The organism is Janthinobacterium agaricidamnosum, assembly GCF_003667705.1.
GTDB lineage: Bacteria > Pseudomonadota > Gammaproteobacteria > Burkholderiales > Burkholderiaceae_D > Janthinobacterium.
On sequence record NZ_CP033019.1, the window covers coordinates 1,436,121 to 1,450,932 of the forward strand.

17 protein-coding genes are annotated in these 14,812 nt (G+C 54.9%); 9 read left to right on the top strand and 8 right to left on the bottom strand.

Going from position 1 to position 14,812, the window contains the following annotated elements:
- Positions 1-97 precede the first annotated feature (97 nt).
- Complete coding sequence (locus tag D9M09_RS28840) at positions 98-418, bottom strand: hypothetical protein (protein WP_162995595.1); 321 nt, start codon at positions 416-418, stop codon at positions 98-100.
- Between the two features lie 52 nt (positions 419-470).
- Positions 471-761, bottom strand: coding sequence for a hypothetical protein (locus tag D9M09_RS28845; RefSeq protein WP_162995596.1), 291 nt, complete (start codon positions 759-761; stop codon positions 471-473).
- Positions 762-870: 109 nt separating this feature from the next.
- Here D9M09_RS28845 and D9M09_RS06585 point away from each other — a divergent pair, with 109 nt between their 5' ends.
- Complete coding sequence (locus D9M09_RS06585) at positions 871-1,581, top strand: SOS response-associated peptidase (protein ID WP_240453576.1); 711 nt, start codon at positions 871-873, stop codon at positions 1,579-1,581.
- 72 nt (positions 1,582-1,653) lie between these two features.
- Positions 1,654-2,043 (top strand): hypothetical protein, encoded by a 390-nt coding sequence (locus tag D9M09_RS06590; RefSeq protein WP_121668876.1) that lies wholly within the window; start codon positions 1,654-1,656, stop codon positions 2,041-2,043.
- Positions 2,044-2,567: 524 nt separating this feature from the next.
- Here D9M09_RS06590 and D9M09_RS28850 read toward each other — a convergent pair.
- Positions 2,568-3,506 (bottom strand): hypothetical protein, encoded by a 939-nt coding sequence (locus D9M09_RS28850; protein WP_162995597.1) that lies wholly within the window; start codon positions 3,504-3,506, stop codon positions 2,568-2,570.
- 507 nt (positions 3,507-4,013) lie between these two features.
- On the opposite strand from D9M09_RS28850, the gene D9M09_RS06595 reads away from it, so the two are divergent.
- Positions 4,014-4,286: a DUF4242 domain-containing protein gene (locus tag D9M09_RS06595; protein ID WP_070224858.1), complete on the top strand. Its 273-nt coding sequence runs from the start codon at positions 4,014-4,016 to the stop codon at positions 4,284-4,286.
- Positions 4,287-5,001: 715 nt separating this feature from the next.
- Here D9M09_RS06595 and D9M09_RS06605 read toward each other — a convergent pair.
- Positions 5,002-5,748: a hypothetical protein gene (locus tag D9M09_RS06605; protein ID WP_162995598.1), complete on the bottom strand. Its 747-nt coding sequence runs from the start codon at positions 5,746-5,748 to the stop codon at positions 5,002-5,004.
- Positions 5,749-6,009: 261 nt separating this feature from the next.
- On the opposite strand from D9M09_RS06605, the gene D9M09_RS06610 reads away from it, so the two are divergent.
- The 5 genes from D9M09_RS06610 (at position 6,010) to D9M09_RS06625 (ending at position 8,236) form a co-directional block, all read left to right on the top strand.
- Positions 6,010-6,417 carry a GNAT family N-acetyltransferase gene (locus D9M09_RS06610; RefSeq protein WP_121668879.1) on the top strand — a complete coding sequence of 136 codons (408 nt, stop codon included), beginning with the start codon at positions 6,010-6,012 and terminating at the stop codon, positions 6,415-6,417.
- Positions 6,418-6,447: 30 nt separating this feature from the next.
- Complete coding sequence (locus D9M09_RS06615; protein ID WP_121668880.1) at positions 6,448-6,891, top strand: hypothetical protein; 444 nt, start codon at positions 6,448-6,450, stop codon at positions 6,889-6,891.
- Between the two features lie 108 nt (positions 6,892-6,999).
- Positions 7,000-7,563, top strand: a complete 564-nt coding sequence (locus D9M09_RS06620) for a hypothetical protein (protein WP_070313004.1) — start codon at positions 7,000-7,002, stop codon at positions 7,561-7,563.
- Between the two features lie 9 nt (positions 7,564-7,572).
- Positions 7,573-7,881, top strand: a complete 309-nt coding sequence (locus D9M09_RS28855; protein WP_071653839.1) for a hypothetical protein — start codon at positions 7,573-7,575, stop codon at positions 7,879-7,881.
- 157 nt (positions 7,882-8,038) lie between these two features.
- Positions 8,039-8,236 (top strand): DUF3079 domain-containing protein, encoded by a 198-nt coding sequence (locus tag D9M09_RS06625; RefSeq protein WP_070224865.1) that lies wholly within the window; start codon positions 8,039-8,041, stop codon positions 8,234-8,236.
- Between the two features lie 185 nt (positions 8,237-8,421).
- On the opposite strand, the gene D9M09_RS06630 is transcribed toward D9M09_RS06625, so the two are convergent.
- From D9M09_RS06630 to D9M09_RS06640, 3 genes are all read right to left on the bottom strand, one after another.
- Positions 8,422-11,226 carry a TonB-dependent receptor plug domain-containing protein gene (locus D9M09_RS06630; RefSeq protein ID WP_143449972.1) on the bottom strand — a complete coding sequence of 935 codons (2,805 nt, stop codon included), beginning with the start codon at positions 11,224-11,226 and terminating at the stop codon, positions 8,422-8,424.
- Between the two features lie 606 nt (positions 11,227-11,832).
- On the bottom strand, positions 11,833-12,300 hold the full coding sequence (locus D9M09_RS06635) for a GNAT family N-acetyltransferase (RefSeq protein WP_070291380.1): 468 nt from the start codon (positions 12,298-12,300) through the stop codon (positions 11,833-11,835).
- 33 nt (positions 12,301-12,333) lie between these two features.
- Entirely contained in the window at positions 12,334-12,993 is a 660-nt protein-coding gene (locus D9M09_RS06640; protein ID WP_121668882.1) for an XAC2610-related protein, read from the bottom strand.
- A 162-nt stretch (positions 12,994-13,155) separates the two neighbouring features.
- Here D9M09_RS06640 and D9M09_RS06645 point away from each other — a divergent pair, with 162 nt between their 5' ends.
- Positions 13,156-13,812, top strand: coding sequence for a tetratricopeptide repeat protein (locus D9M09_RS06645; protein ID WP_162995599.1), 657 nt, complete (start codon positions 13,156-13,158; stop codon positions 13,810-13,812).
- Here the strand turns inward: D9M09_RS06645 and D9M09_RS06650 are convergent.
- On the bottom strand, positions 13,799-14,779 hold the full coding sequence (locus tag D9M09_RS06650; RefSeq protein WP_121668884.1) for a ribonuclease Z: 981 nt from the start codon (positions 14,777-14,779) through the stop codon (positions 13,799-13,801). The genes D9M09_RS06645 and D9M09_RS06650 overlap by 14 nt on opposite strands.
- Positions 14,780-14,812: the final 33 nt, after the last annotated feature.

Here is a 14,812-nt window from a genome sequence, read left to right on the forward strand (position 1 = left end):
CGCACTTTGAGCGGTTTTTCGTGCGGGTGGTGCATGGGCGTGGGAAGGGCGGTTTTCGTGCGCTGGTGGGGCTGCATTGCAGCCCCACGGCACATGCCTATTTGGTGCGGCCTTGCGATGCTGAAGAAGTGTAGACGACTGTATTTTTGAAGTGTGTAAGATCGATCTCTTCCTCAAAATCAGCGAAACCGTCAATTTCGCTGGTTGACCAAGTTATGGCAGTTCTTCGTTCCGCCTTCTTCAAAACAACTCGTAATGCAAGTGCCATGTCGATGTTATGCCGACGCATATAGACAATGGCGTACACTGTTCCGAGAGCCGTCTCCATATCAATTGCAGAGTTGATGATGGCCGCCGTAAGAAGATCTGTCCTCTTTTCAGGCGGTGTAGGAGTAGATTGAAGAAAACCATTGGCCATAATTTCTCCTTTGTTTTATGTGTGGATTCGCATCAACTACTGGAAAATTACTTTAAAGAAATGTTTCGGACTCTACCGGCCATGAATTGGCCTTGCCTCCTTGTGGCATAAGTGCAGTCATCGCGCCAGTTTCTATAAGTTGGCAAGCGAGAGCCGAAGCTTCAATCCTTGCCGCACGCTCCGCTTTGAAAGCGCTAGGTGTCGGGATTTCAATAATTGGTGAGTACTGAATGCCTGCATGAGCGGTAAGCAAGATCATTCCTTGAAACATTCCATCGCCCTTCCTGTAACTGGTTATCTGGTACTCATAACCTCTATGTTGCATTTTTTGACAGGCGTCCATGGGGCTTCTCCATCAAGTCGGATGATAGGAAGTAGATTTGCGAAGTGGTAGATTAGTTCTTACTTGGGAAGTTGAAAAATATTGTTTTGTAATCTCTCGTGAACCGAACTTGAGCAAAAACCGTTATATTAGTGATATGTGCGCCGACTACACCCCCAGCCGTAAAGAGCAGATCGAAGAAAGTTTTCGGATCGGATACCCGCTACTCGACCTGCCGACCGAGGCATGGCCGGGCTACATGGCGCCCATCCTGCGCGGGTCACACGAAGCGCCCGGCGATCTAGAAATCGCCCCTGCCATGTTCGGCATGGTTCCCCACTGGGCGGACCACAAGCTGGCCCGCCAGACCTACAACGCGCGTACGGAGACGGTGGGCAGCAAGCCATCTTTCCGCAACGCATGGAAGCGCAAGCAGTTTTGCATCATCCCGGCCGCAAATTTCTTCGAACCAAATTACGAAACCGGTAAGCCCGTGCGCTGGCGCATTGAGCGCGCCGATGGCGGCCCGGTGGCGATTGCTGGCATCTGGGAATACCGGCCGGCGGATCAGCTGCTGTCGTTTTCGATGCTGACGATCAACGCCGACGGGCACCCACTGATGCAGCGTTTCCACAAGCCCGACGATGAAAAGCGCATGGTGATGATCCTGGACCCGGACCAGTACCAGGGCTGGCTGGAGGGCTCGCTGGTGACCGAACAGGATGTGTACCGGCAGTACCCTACTGACCTTCTCGTCGCGCAGCCCGACCCTATGCAGCCGCGATCCCGTGCGAAGGCGCCCACGCCGGCAGCGCCCACGGAGCCGGGCGGGCTCTTCTAGTTACAAATCTCGCCTTCTGGTTTCTCAATCTTGGCAATATACTGTGTTTTTATACAGTGTATTGAGCTAGTTATGGACGGAACAACAAATAAACACAAGTGGCCTAAAAAGGTGGTCGAAGTACCGGGTGTGCCATATCAAGTGATTAAGCTCAGGGACAAGGGACGCAAGATCACCAAGCGGGAAATGGACGACTTTGTACCGCTAAAAGGTTTGCTTACCGTAGAGCGCGGCGGCTTCGGTGTTGCGTACCATCGAGCCGCAACCCTCGTTCGGCCAAGTCACGGTATGCCAGTTCGCATCAGCGATCCGTTGTTTGAGCCGCAATTGGAGCTGCTGAATGCTGATGGCATGATTTTGCGGGGCCATGAAAATGAAATGGTCGATGGGATGCTAGTCCAGCATGTTCAGGTCTGGCTTTGCAAGGCCATCTGGCCTAGCGCTGATACAGCGAGCGCCTGACGATACCCAGCCGACCACCTGCTGGGCCGGTTCGACCAGCACGATGAGCCGACAGCCGCTTGCGGCGCTTCCATAGTTTAGTTGTAGATACTCGCCTTGGTGCTGATAGCTGGCGGGCGTGCCGTAGCGCGCGGCAAGGGCGAAGCTGCTCTGTCCTACTTGAAGCATTTCAGCTACTGGTACGGGCCTTGGTGAGTTGCAAGACAAGGCTGAAAAAGCGACCAGGTATTTAAGCAAAAGATTCATGATCATCGCCTCATATGCGTCGTGCGGAGATGCGATCAGGATGTCATGCGTAGAAGAGATAGGGCTTGCGCAGACTCATGCCGAGTCAATGATTTGGGTAGGCGCGTTGGAAAGTTGTGAAATCCGTTGGAAAATACAAAAAAAGGTTACAAGCCGAAGCATGTAACCCTTTGATTTTTCTACTCATTCTGTGGGGTGGCTGATGGGGCTCGAACCCACGACAACAGGAATCACAATCCCAGCATGTAGGCACTCTTGGTGTAGCCATTGATCAAATATTACTTTGCGAATGGGAAAGGTACTGGCGTCCAAGTCTTATTTGCTGCTTCGGCATTATTGTAGTCAAATGTATACACCTCGGATGGCACCCAAGCTGGTCGCTTATCGATGCGGAAAAATCTTGCAGTTTCAGACTCCTGCCAATTGTCGACCGTGTGGCCATACTGGGCCAACATCAAAATTACGCACGCGCCAACGGCATCGAAAGCATGCCCAAGCGTAGCACGATAAAAACTCCCCTCTCGATCATGTTTTACAGCATTGTAGGCATCGTACCAGCTAAGTGATTCAGTTGGAGTCATCGAGTTCCACCCATGAAAAGGTCCTCTGGTGTTCAGCCATGGGTAATATGGGTAGCCTAGGCTATACTCGTCAAGACGCATTGCAGCTAAAATTTGAACGTATGTTGCTGTAGTGTAACGTTTCTGCTTAATATCATTTGCAATTAAAATACCTCGCCAATGCGCTTCAACCTCGGTGCATGCGAGTATCAGTAAATTGCGAATCGAGTGTCCGTAAGTTTCTAGAGTGTTGTTGGCAGGATGAACAGTTTGGCAAATTTCTGCTAGCTGCCTAGTAAGGACGTTTAACTGCCCTAGGGACATAGCAATAGCGTGTGCATCATTGATCGCACCAGGGTAGTTGCCAGGAAATTGTTGGAAGTGTTGATCTCCTGGTCGCGCGATTCGCGGATAATATTGGCCCGGTTCTAGTTCCAAGGGCCAGTGGGAACATTCGCCAAATCCCATATTATTTAGAAGTTCACGTATAGCTTCAACTCCTGATTGGCCTGGTTTTACCATACAACTTGAGTTTTTGACTGTTTCCGGATTGGCTATGCCAAGTCGAACAGCTCTCCCATCGGTAACTTCCCAAATAGATGTATAAGGCCCGTTCTCATGAGGCTGGCTGAAAAAATGAAAGCGCATGTCGATCAAGCCTTATGTTATTGAGATGTGATGGCCACAGAAACGCGAGCGAACTGTAAGAGAGAATCTGGCGTAGTTTTTGGCGTAACTAATTTTAAACTAGCTACTGCATCATAGGGGAAACACGCTGCTGCATCATCACTGTGTGATGCTGCGAGGTGTCGTCAGGTACGGTTGGGCGGCATGCACAGTCTTTTTTGCATCAATGTTCGTGTGTAGGTATTTTCGTAGGTATGGATTTGCTAATTGGCTTAAGAATGGCATGAAAGCTTGCTATTCGCATTACACCGCTTCCGTCAGGAAATAAAAAAACCGCCTTCTGAACTGAGCCATCTCTCACAGCACTCCACACATCAGCCCGTCTCTGAATAGCAGACCAGACTCCAGTACGTTTCATGGCAATTCCAACAACACCACCCCATCAGCATGGTATATAACGAATACATGTCACGGCATGTGTGACGCACAGAACCGGCGAGTGTAGTGCTCGCCAGGAAACCTCATAAGGAGACCGCTATGCCAAAATACGTTATTGAGCGTGATATTCCCGGGGCCGGGAAGTTGTCTGAGCAAGAACTTCAAGCCATTTCGCGGAAGTCCTGCAGTGTCTTAAACAAGATGGGGCCACAAATTCAATGGCTGCAAAGCTATGTTACTGGCGATAAAATCTATTGTGTTTACATCGCTGAAAATGAAGCGCAGGTTCGCGAACATGCCCAGCAAGGTGGCTTTCCTGCAAACCGCGTGTCGGAAGTCATCTCAGTCATTGATCCGACTACGGCAGAGTAGTGCCGCCGCCAATGTACTTGTGTCTCGTCCCTGGCAGAGATGACTCGGGCAGGGACGAGTTGTGCGTTACATGACCGTTTGGGAAGACGTTGACCGAGCGGAATGGGGCGAGAGTAACCATCAGTCCGCATCATCACTGTATCGAGCTTCTGACGAGTCAGCCTGCGTAGCTTTTGCGCCGAGCCGCCTTCTACGACGCCCAACGCATCCGTTCGTGTCCAAATGACGGAACTGCCCGTCGCGTTGGGGAATCTCAGGAGTTTGCCGGCATACCCGCGGCGCGTTGTGGCCTCTTGTCGACCGGCACAAATACTTCCCATTTATGTTGTATTGTCGGCTTTACGGTCCTGGCGCAACTCACAGCAACATTCGGTCCAGACAGGCCATGGCTCTTCGGCACCCATGCCACATGCAAAGGTAGCGCGCATTTCGTCACCAGAATCTTCCGGTTCGGCTCCAATACCTGCCACCGTGTGCCGTTTTTGGCATTTTCTGCTGCCATGAACTTGACTGCGGCCTCCCTGATCTCAAACAAGCCATGTATGTCACCGCGGGTTCTATCGTCGTCAAGCGTGGCGGCGATTGCCGAGGCGATGCCAGCGACTAGAAAAAGAGAGCAAGCAAGGGCGGCACACATGCGTTGATTCCATCGTAACGGTAGCTGCATCTTTACAATCCTTGCCGAGGCTGTTTGATATCCCCCGCCATCACAAAATCAAGCCACTTCATCGCGCCTGAACACGAATTGTTGACGCTGAATGCCTTGCGTGACGAAGTCCGCATCGGGCGGGATTGTTTCCCAGAAAAAAACATGTTTAAAAATGGGGATTTTGTTGAATTTTTTCGAACGAAATATCCATCTGTTTTTCGTGAAATCGCTGTAACGGTCGCCCTTGAACTGTTTATGTACAGTTGTAAAAGGAAGCAACTTTTCCGCAATATCCGGGAAGGAATAATCTGGGTGGTTATCCTTGAATTTCTCGAAAATTCCAAATTGATCTCTGCAGATGACTTGAATGGCCGTTTCTGGCATGCGATAGCGCGGGGACCACAGGACATTCCAGCCTGATTCGATTTCATTGATGAATTTTACCAGGCGCGGCGTCATGATATAGGCGTCCGACTCGATATGGATGATTTTATCCACGCCTAATTCATTGGCCACCTTGACCGAGTGCAGAAAACTGCGCCACCAGCCAGGGTAGTCAGCCCCGCTTTGCCGTCCCAGGTTGTTGTCGAAGCGGATGATGAGATTTTTATCGTCATTCGAAGCCAGAGGAGCGCTATGGGAAACTGCCTTGATAATGTCGGCAGGTGGAAGAAATGGCGACCCATCGTCAATCATTATCTTCTTTACTGCATCGATTGGAATGTCTTTATAGTAATCGAGCCACCGTTGATACCGGCTTTCCCATGATGGTGCATCTTTTATAAAGCTGGTGCAGAATATAATGGCTTTCATTTGCTAAACACATTCCTTGTGTCGGAAAATACAGGTTATTCACGGATCATTAAAATTTTCAACTATTTTAGCAGATCGGAGGCGGTTTAATCACTGAACGGGCATGCCGGCGATGTGGCCGCTGGCAGCATGGCGCCTCTGGCACGCACTCCTGGCGCCCCGTCACCGATGCCGTATCGTCCACATGCCGCGATCATCGCTGCTTATACTAGGTGCATGGCAGAGGTTTCCCATGCGCCATCTCCTTACACCCGTGAACCAATGAAAAACACCACTGTCGAATATCGTCATAACTTTCCTCTTGATCCACTGGACGTTGTTCGCGTCTTCGATCAGTCCGGCATCAAGCGGCCCACCAGCAACCTCCCGCGAATCGCGCGCATGTTTGCCGCGCCTTGTCTGGTGCTGTCGGCATGGGTGGATGGCCAGCTTGTGGGGCTGGCCCGGTCGCTGACCGACCATGCGTATTGCTGTTATCTCTCGGATCTGGCGGTAGACAAGCAATACCAGGGCCTGGGTATCGGCAAAGCGCTTGTCCAGCGCACCCAGGCCGTCATCGGCGACGAAGTGTCCCTGATATTGCTTTCCGCCCCTGATGCCATGTCCTACTATCCGACGCTCGGTTTTGAGCCTGCCGCCAATGCTTTTATCATTCAGCGCAAACATTAAGTGAGCGCTTCCAGGAACGCTTGTGCCCTTATGAAACCCGTCTACACCCTCGCCGAAGCCCTGGCGCAAGACCCCGCTCGCGTGGCCAAGACCCAGGCTCTTACCCTCGACAGCTCCCGGCCCCACATGGGCCTGAAAGGCAGGCACGGCCTGTTCGCCTCCGTAGCATGGTGGGAAAGCATCAAAGCCGGCCGCATCCAGACGCAAACGTTGATGGGCTGTATCGAGCGCACGTATTTCGCGGGCCAGGATAGCCGGCGCGGCGATCAAGTCAACAGCTTCACTTTGCGTCTGACCGATGGCTCGACAGTCGACGAGAGCATCTACACGCATCGGAAGCAGGACATCAAGCTGTTCGTGCCCGGCGCCACGGTGACGATGGTGTATGCGCTGGACGAGATGAAGGCGCAGGCGGCTGACGGTGGTGCCTGCTACGCGCGGATCGTGCTGGAAGTGTCCGTTTCTGCGTCATAAGGCGCTTATATCCACTTGATACCGCTGCCATAAGCCTCCTGTTCTCTGTCAACAACATCCCTCCAGGTTTGCATTAAATTAAGGGTATTTGATGATGATGGAGGCGAGATGAACGACGAACTCAGTGGTGAGAAATGGGGGCGAAAATTTCCAGGCAGCACCAACACCAGGGATTTGTCAGGAAATTTTCGTTTGGCAGTAGAAGATTTTCTATATGCAATGAAAGAGGCGGGGATCAGGGTTGCAATCAATGCCACCTACAGACCGCCGCAGCGCTCCTACCTGATGCATTATGCGTGGAGAATCGCAAGAAAACAGCTTGATCCCCAACACATCCCGAAAATGGCGGGTGTGCATATAGAATGGGATCACGGCGAAATTGACGCATCTGTCAAGGCTGCAAAGGCAATGTTGATTGTCTTGCAGATTAATCATTTACCCATCAAACCCGCACTGCGCTCGCAACACAATTCTGGTCTGGCGATTGATATGGATTTGCTGTGGAGCGGAACGGTTGAGGTGAAAGATGCGAGCGGCAATCTGGTGAGGATTGCCACTTTGCCTAGGACGGGCATGAACAGGCAACTTATTGCGGTCGCTGCAACATATGGGGTAAAGAAATACAGCGGGCCTGGAAGCGACCGGCCACACTGGTCCAATAATGGCTATTAAAGGAAAGTCATGCGAAAATTTCTTCTGATAGTGCCTATTTGCTTTGTTCTTCCTTTTGCCTTTTCAGCCGAGCCACTCCCTAAGGATGTCAGCAGATTTATCTATAACGCCGAAGCATGTGAGCATCTGGCGGGAGAATTTGATGGAGAGCTACCTAAGCGGCAGCAGGATGATCTCCTCAAGAACATACATCAATACTGCAAGGTGGCGCAAAATCAGCTGAGAGTTCTTGAGGTGAAATATAAAGGCAATGCCAAAATAATGAAGGTCATCAAGAGTCATGCCAATGATGCGGTAAGCAGTTATGAGGGGGAATGACATACGCTGGTCTTCTGGGGGCACGCAGGGTGCAAGCTGCCGCCGCAGTAATCTTCGCAAAATTGACTTAAGCAAATTCCCAACCGAAATTCGTTTGACCGTCCTCCGCGCCAGGTCTAGAGTCGTCAACGAGACCTCAACCGACCCCATCGCCCCCATGGCCAAGCCCTTTCCCCTGAACCCCAAGAACCCCGAGCGCATCTGCTGGGGTTGCGACAAGTATTGTCCGCCGGATGCCATGCGCTGCGGCAATGGTTCCGAGCGTACGCAGCATCCGGTCGAGCTGTTTGGCGAAGGCTGGAATGACTGGGGGCTGGCGGCGGCCGACAAGGAAGAGGATACGAAGACGCCTTGAGCCGGCGGTGGCCAGGCGGCACACTGCTTGTCAGCGGCTGAAACCTGGCGGAAGCCGTCGATTCCGGGCTTGGTGCATGGGCTGACCTTCGGCATTCCCCATCTGAAACTAAAAAGGGCTGAGCCCTGTGCAAGACAGGACTCAGCCCTTGGCTATTGGCGCACCATCACGCCGGCAGCAGAGGATTACATGAAGTGGTAGTTGGCGCTGATGCGGAAGTAGCGGCCTTGACCATTGTGCAACTGCGGATTGAAGCCTTCCACTGGGTAACGTGGATCATATGGCGCCTTGATATCAAACAGGTTCTTGATATTGAACGACAGGGTCAGATCCTTGAAGCCCGTGTAGGAGTACGCCATATTGGTCGTCGTCCAGCTCTTCACGTCGCAGCTGCTGATGTAGTTGCTGTACTTCGGCAAACCACCGAGCCCATATGCCGACTTCGGCTGACCCACGCCGTACTGGCAGTATGGTTTCTCGTAGACCACATTGTTGTCGCTACGGCGCAGCAACGATACGGGACCGACGAAATCTACCGATGTCGTCAGCGAGTGGTCGCCACGGGTCCAGTTGACCGACAGGTTGCCGCGGTTCTTGGGATTGTCGCCGACCGAGGTGGCATAGTCGGACAGGCCGCCGTTCGCACCGGAGGTATCGGTTGCCACTTCGCCCGGACGTTCGGCGCGCTTGAAGCTCATCAGATAGCTCCAGTTCAGGTTGGCGGTCAGACGGCCCAGATCGCCCAGCGATTTGCGGTACGCCACTTCGAAATCGATGCCCTGCACTTCGGTGCTGCCCTGGTTCACATACGAACGGTTGACCTGGGAAATCGGACCGGAGTTAGGCACCACGTTGCCATTGGCATCGGTCACCAGATTGGCCGGATTGTTGTCGCGTACGACGCTGCCAGGGTAGCGGTCCTGGCGATCCACCATGTACTGCGCACTGAACAAAGCGGTTTCATCCACTTTCTTGATGCGGTAGTAATCGACCAGCACGTCGATTTCCTTGGTCGGCGCCAGAATCAGGCCCAGCGAGTAGCTCTTCGATGTTTCAGGGCGCAGATCAGGCGTGGCGGAGGACAGGCTGGAAATGCCTTTCTTGCAATCAGTTTTATCCGCGCCGGTGGCCGGATTGACGCCGTCCGGGCAGCGCAGCGGGTCAACCACGTTGCCAAACGACTGCACGCCGCCAGGCGAGACCTGGGTCAGCGCTGGTGCGCGGAAACCTTCGGCATAGGTGCTGCGAACGGCTACGCGGTCGCTGATGGTCCACTTGGCGCCGACTTTCGGCACGAAGTTGCCCTTCAGGTTAGGGTATTTGTCGTAACGGCCGGCAAAGTCCATTTCAAAGTATTTCGCAAACGGCGTGCGTACTTCGACGAATGTCGAGCTGACATTGCGTTGGCCATCGGCCATCGAGTTGGCCAGGCCGATGATGTCGCCGCGCTGCGTCGCCATGTCTGGCGTCAGGCCGATTTTTTCTTGACGGAATTCAGCGCCGAATGCCACGCCGACCTGGCCGCCGGCCAGCTGGCCAAATGCGGTACTCGCCTTGGCGTCGACTTGCGTTACCTGGGCAAAGCCGCGGTTTTCCAGGTCGCGCGTGACGCTAGGATCGGCATTGACCTGCGCCAGGGTCCAGTTCTGCGTCATGACCTTTTCCAGGGTCGGGCGATACAGCATGCCATTCGTGGTTTCTGTGCGTTCGGAACGGTTCCACAGTACGGCCGTTTCCCAATCCCACGCACCAGCCGTGCCGCGCACGCCAGCGAGCAAGCGATAGCTTTCGTTCAGATTGGAGGCGCCGCCCGGGGCGCTGACGCGGTAGCCGACAGCGGCGCGCTGTGTCGGGAATGGATTGTCAGGATGACCTACCGGCAAGATCATCTGGAACTGCTGCGGTGCGCCGTTGAGTTGATACACGGTGGTCGAAGCCGTGCTGCGGAAGGCCGTCGGCACGCGCAGATAGGTGCGCTCCGAACGGCTGTAGCCGGCTTCGGCAAAGGCGGTCACGTCGTCATTGATCTCGAACGTGGCGCGCGACAGCACGTTGGCGTCCTTGCCGGCGCTTTGCACTTCGGCGTAATCGTCGATGTTGAAGTTGCAGAAGGTGCGTCCCACCAGCGTGTCGCTTGCCAGCATGTTATGCGCCGCCATGTTGCCGGTGATTTGCTGCGACGCCGGGCAGTCCAGGCGGTTGATGATTTGCGCGCGCTGGGCGTAGGTGGTGGCGAAGTTCTTCGTGCCAGGCTTCGTTTCAGCGTAGAAGAAAGGCGACGTGGTCAGGCTGCTGGAGAAAGGGTTCAGGCGGCCGTTGATGTCGGCATACATGCCTTTCTCGACGTCATTTTCGTTCTTGATGATGGTGCTGTCGCGCTTGGCTACGTCAAAGCTGACGAAGGCATTGAAGCGGTCCTTGCCAAAGCCGAAGATACCGCTGGCGCTCTTGCGGGCAAATTCGCCGTCGTCGTTGGCGCTGATGCTGGCGCTCATTTCGGCGCCAGTGTACTTGGTTTTCGTAATGAAGTTGACGACGCCGGCGATGGCGTCGGAACCGTACACGGCCGATGCGCCATCCTTGAATACTTCGACGCGTTCGATGGCCGAGACGGGAATGCTGTTCAAGTCATAGACGGCCGATTTTCCCTGATTCGGGTCGGCATAGGCGGATGCGGTGATACGGCGGCCATTGAGCAAAATCAGCGTGGAAGACGAACCGAGGCCACGCATGGAGGCGGTTGCCGCACCGCGGGCAAAGCCGCCATCGGTCACGTCCACCGACGAGCCCGAGCCGAAGGCAGGAATCGAGTGCAACAGTTCGGCCACAGTATTGGCGCCGGTAGCGGCAATCTGCTTGGCATTCAAGGTCTGGATAGGCGAGGAGCCTTCTTTTTCAGTGCGCTTGATATTCGAACCGGTCACCAGGACTTTTTGCAATGCCGGTTCTGCCGGTGCTTCCTGGGCAAACGCCATATGGGATGAGGACAATGTCAATGCGACAGCGACGACGCTGCGCTTCAAAACAAACTTCTTAGTCAATTCACTTCTCCGTACGAGTCATTCTCAGGACCCGTTATATGTGAAAAACTGTTGAAACAAGCACCTTGCGATAGGCACGCGCCTGCCAACTCGATCTAGTTTGACCGTTCAATTGCAGTCATTTTTTGTAAAATGTGATATTCATTTTACCTAGAAGACACATAAAAACATTTCCATATGGGAAATGTCAATTTTATCTATCACTGTTGCTCTTATTTACAACAGTAAAGATTTTCTTTACAAATGGATGCTGCTGAAATTTCCGTGTTTTCGGAAGATGATGATCGGAAGGAAACGCGCGTAGCGTGAGGCAACGAGGCGGTGGACATGAGAGAACATGCCGCTCCAGACGGAAATCCCATGCTTCAAGGCGATTGCCTTGTGGGTAATTCATGCATGGAGGAAATTGTCAACAGGCGTTTTTTTGATAACGGTGGCGTGGCTGTCGCCAATACGCGAAATCGTCATGCTCGACAGCACGGGTGGCGGCGGGAAATACGATGGAGCTGCGCATAACAGGGGACGACGAAAGCGCTGCGACGGCGTCCCTTGCTGTCAGTTGAGCACGAACTCCAGCACGTCGTCGCCATACTTGTCCGTCTCGCCCGTCGCCGTCCAGCCCAGGTAGCGGTAAAAGCCGTAGGAGCGCGAGGCGGGGTCGCTGGAGCAGCCGAGGAACAGCCGCTGGTGGCCCTGCGCGCGCAGCTCGGCCATCACCAGTTCCAGCAAGGTCTTGCCGATGCCCAGGCCTTCGAATTCCGGCAGCAGCGCCAGGACGATGATTTCGCCCGTGTCGCGCTCGCCGAAGCAGTAGCCGGCCAGCTGGCCATCGTGATGGCAGACCTGGCCGGGCAGGCTGCCCGAGCGCATCATCTCGGCCCAGGTGTCGGCCGTGATGCCCACTTCCGCCAGGCGTTCTTTGGAAACGGCGTTTTGCCGCGTCTTGCCGCGCAAGGCGATGAAGGCCGCGGTATCTTCCGCCCTGGCGGCATGGAAAGTAATTGATGCTGAATGTGTCGTCATGTGTAAGTGAATTATTCGATGGTAGTGAAGGATTTACTCCCAGGATTTGCGCATGGTTTGCGCATGGCGCTGCCAGTCAACGACGTTGGTATGTTCGATGGCTTGCTGGCCTGGATTGCCGCTATCGATCTTTTCATCCTTGACGATGACCAGGTCGTTTTTATCGTTCAATCCATATTCCCGGTAGCGCTCGCAATCCTGTGCGCGCCGGGCGACGGTGATTAATTTGTTAGCCTGCCACTTATAGCTGTCTTCATAAAAGCATTGCGCCGCGCAACCGCAATTGGCGATGCCGCCTTCGATTCTTTGCTCGGCGATGCTGATATCGAGATTCGGAATGGCCGATAAGGGTTTGTTGAAACTGTATTGTTTTGCTTGCGCATCCCACAGCCACACGTCGGAACAGCGGATGCGTCCCTGGCTATCCGTATAGCCGGTGACCCACAGGTCGGCATGGCCGTCGAAATTCATGTCGGCCAGCAGCGCGTGCAAATTGCCCGTGCCGCTGGTGCTGCAACTGCCAGTCATCCACTGCTTGCCGATTTTCAGCTGGTAGGTCTGTTTTTCATCGTGATTCGCATAGCGGATATCGGCCGCTTGCCGTACTTTCCCTGTCGCGGCTTTGTCCAGATGCAGTGTACCGCCATAAGCGGAGGTGGAAAGCAGGGATAAAAGCAAAGCAATCAGTTTCATGGAGATATTCTTGGGCTGGCACTTGTCGTTATGGGGGGATTAAATTGTGCAGTCAAGGATCATAACGCAGGATCTGGGCAATGCGCCACACGGTTTCTATTGTGCATTCTGCCTGTAACAGTGCTGTGTACAATGCCAAAAATCCCCGAACAAGGAATCTTCATGACTGTTTCCAGCGCATCTTTTAATGAAGCGGGCATCCTCGCTTATAACGACGGCAATTACGCCGAGGCCTTTAAACAATTCGATGCTGCCGCGCGCACCGCCGATCCCGCGGGACAGCATTTATTGGCCAGCCTGTATTACCAGGGTCATGGCGTGACGCAAGACTTGCCGAAAGCGGTGGAATTGTTCACGGCGGCCGCGCAGGCAGGCTTTCCCCCGTCGCTGGCCAACCTGGCCCTGATGTATGCAAGCGGCGACGGCGTCGCGCAAGACATGGCGCAATCGCTCGCGTACGGACGCCAGGCGGCCGAGGCGGGCGATGGCCAGTCGCAATTCAACCTGGCGCAGGCCTACCGCAAGGGTATTGATGTACCGCAAGACTACGCCGAGGCGGCCTTCTGGTACAAGCAGGCGGCCGAAGCCGGTTCCCTGTCGGCGCAGAACGAATACGGCTTGCTGTACGCGCAAGGGCAGGGCGTGGAACTCGATTACGTGCAGGCGTACGCGTGGATCGCCATGCCGGCCGAGGCGGGCAGCGTGCAATCGATCAAGAACCGCGACCAGTTGCTGGAGATCCTCACGCCGTCACAGCAGCAGGCGGCGCGCACGCTGGCGGCCGAGTATGCGGAGCAATACGGCGTCAATCCCCACTGAACGACGATTTCGCCGGCACCTTGGTCAGCACGCCCGCCGCATCGAGTTCATAGCTGTCGAAATCGCGCGCCAGGAACAGTTCACCCGAGTAATGCAGCCGTGCTTCCGCTTCCAGCTCGGCCATGCCTTCCGCATTGTGATAGCGGGCGCTGAAGTGCGTGAGGATCAGATTCGGCAAGCGGACCGCTTCGGCAAACTGCGCCACGCGCTGCACGGAACTGTGCGTGGGGCCGGGTCCCACTTTTTGCAGCATGGCTTCCGTGTAGGTGGCTTCATGCACGAGCAACTGCGCATCGGCACAGGCGTCCGCCAGCAAGGACGGCGTGTCGTTGTCGCCGCCGATCACCACGGTGGCGCGCTGCGTTTCCGTCTGGCGGAAAGCGGCGGCGCGCAAGACCGTGCCATCGTCGAGCAGCGCATCCTGGCCCGCCTGCAATAGCCCCCAGGCGGGGCCGGGCGGCGCGCCGGCCGCCTGCAGGGCCGTCTTGTCCAGTTTCCATCTGCTCGTTTCCAGCGCAAAACGATACGCGACGCTCGGTGCGCGGTGCGACAGCGCGTGGCGCGAGACGGTCAAGCCCGCTGCTGCATGCACGACTGGCGCGCTGTCCACGTCGATGTGGATCAACGGGTACGTCAAAAACAGTTCCGTGTGCAGCAGGGTCGCGTCGATCCAGGCCTTGATGGCGGCCGGGGCGATCAGCAGCAAGGGTTTCTTGCGCCCCGTCATCGAGGCGCTGGCCAGCAGGCCCGGCAGCCCATAGCTGTGGTCGCCATGCACGTGGGTGATGCAGATGCCCACCAGGTCGTGCACGGACAAGGGCAGGCGCTGCAGCCGGTGCTGCGTGGCTTCGCCGCAATCGATCATCCACCAGTCGCGGTTGTGCGTGGTTTGCAGGGCCAGCGAGGTGACGTTGCGGTGGCGCGTGGGCACGCCGGAAGACGTGCCGAGAAAAGTCAGTTTGAACATGGGCGCATTATGCGGCAAGCCACCGCCGTTGCC

Coding starts and splice junctions, on each gene's coding strand:
- D9M09_RS28840 (WP_162995595.1), bottom strand. CDS start 418: ATGGCCAATGGTTTTCTTCAATCTACTCCTACACCGCCTGAAAAGAGG.
- D9M09_RS28845 (WP_162995596.1), bottom strand. CDS start 761: ATGGACGCCTGTCAAAAAATGCAACATAGAGGTTATGAGTACCAGATA.
- D9M09_RS06590 (WP_121668876.1), top strand. CDS start 1,654: ATGGACGGAACAACAAATAAACACAAGTGGCCTAAAAAGGTGGTCGAA.
- D9M09_RS06595 (WP_070224858.1), top strand. CDS start 4,014: ATGCCAAAATACGTTATTGAGCGTGATATTCCCGGGGCCGGGAAGTTG.
- D9M09_RS06605 (WP_162995598.1), bottom strand. CDS start 5,748: ATGAAAGCCATTATATTCTGCACCAGCTTTATAAAAGATGCACCATCA.
- D9M09_RS06610 (WP_121668879.1), top strand. CDS start 6,010: ATGAAAAACACCACTGTCGAATATCGTCATAACTTTCCTCTTGATCCA.
- D9M09_RS06615 (WP_121668880.1), top strand. CDS start 6,448: ATGAAACCCGTCTACACCCTCGCCGAAGCCCTGGCGCAAGACCCCGCT.
- D9M09_RS06620 (WP_070313004.1), top strand. CDS start 7,000: ATGAACGACGAACTCAGTGGTGAGAAATGGGGGCGAAAATTTCCAGGC.
- D9M09_RS28855 (WP_071653839.1), top strand. CDS start 7,573: ATGCGAAAATTTCTTCTGATAGTGCCTATTTGCTTTGTTCTTCCTTTT.
- D9M09_RS06625 (WP_070224865.1), top strand. CDS start 8,039: ATGGCCAAGCCCTTTCCCCTGAACCCCAAGAACCCCGAGCGCATCTGC.
- D9M09_RS06635 (WP_070291380.1), bottom strand. CDS start 12,300: ATGACGACACATTCAGCATCAATTACTTTCCATGCCGCCAGGGCGGAA.
- D9M09_RS06640 (WP_121668882.1), bottom strand. CDS start 12,993: ATGAAACTGATTGCTTTGCTTTTATCCCTGCTTTCCACCTCCGCTTAT.
- D9M09_RS06645 (WP_162995599.1), top strand. CDS start 13,156: ATGACTGTTTCCAGCGCATCTTTTAATGAAGCGGGCATCCTCGCTTAT.
- D9M09_RS06650 (WP_121668884.1), bottom strand. CDS start 14,779: ATGTTCAAACTGACTTTTCTCGGCACGTCTTCCGGCGTGCCCACGCGC.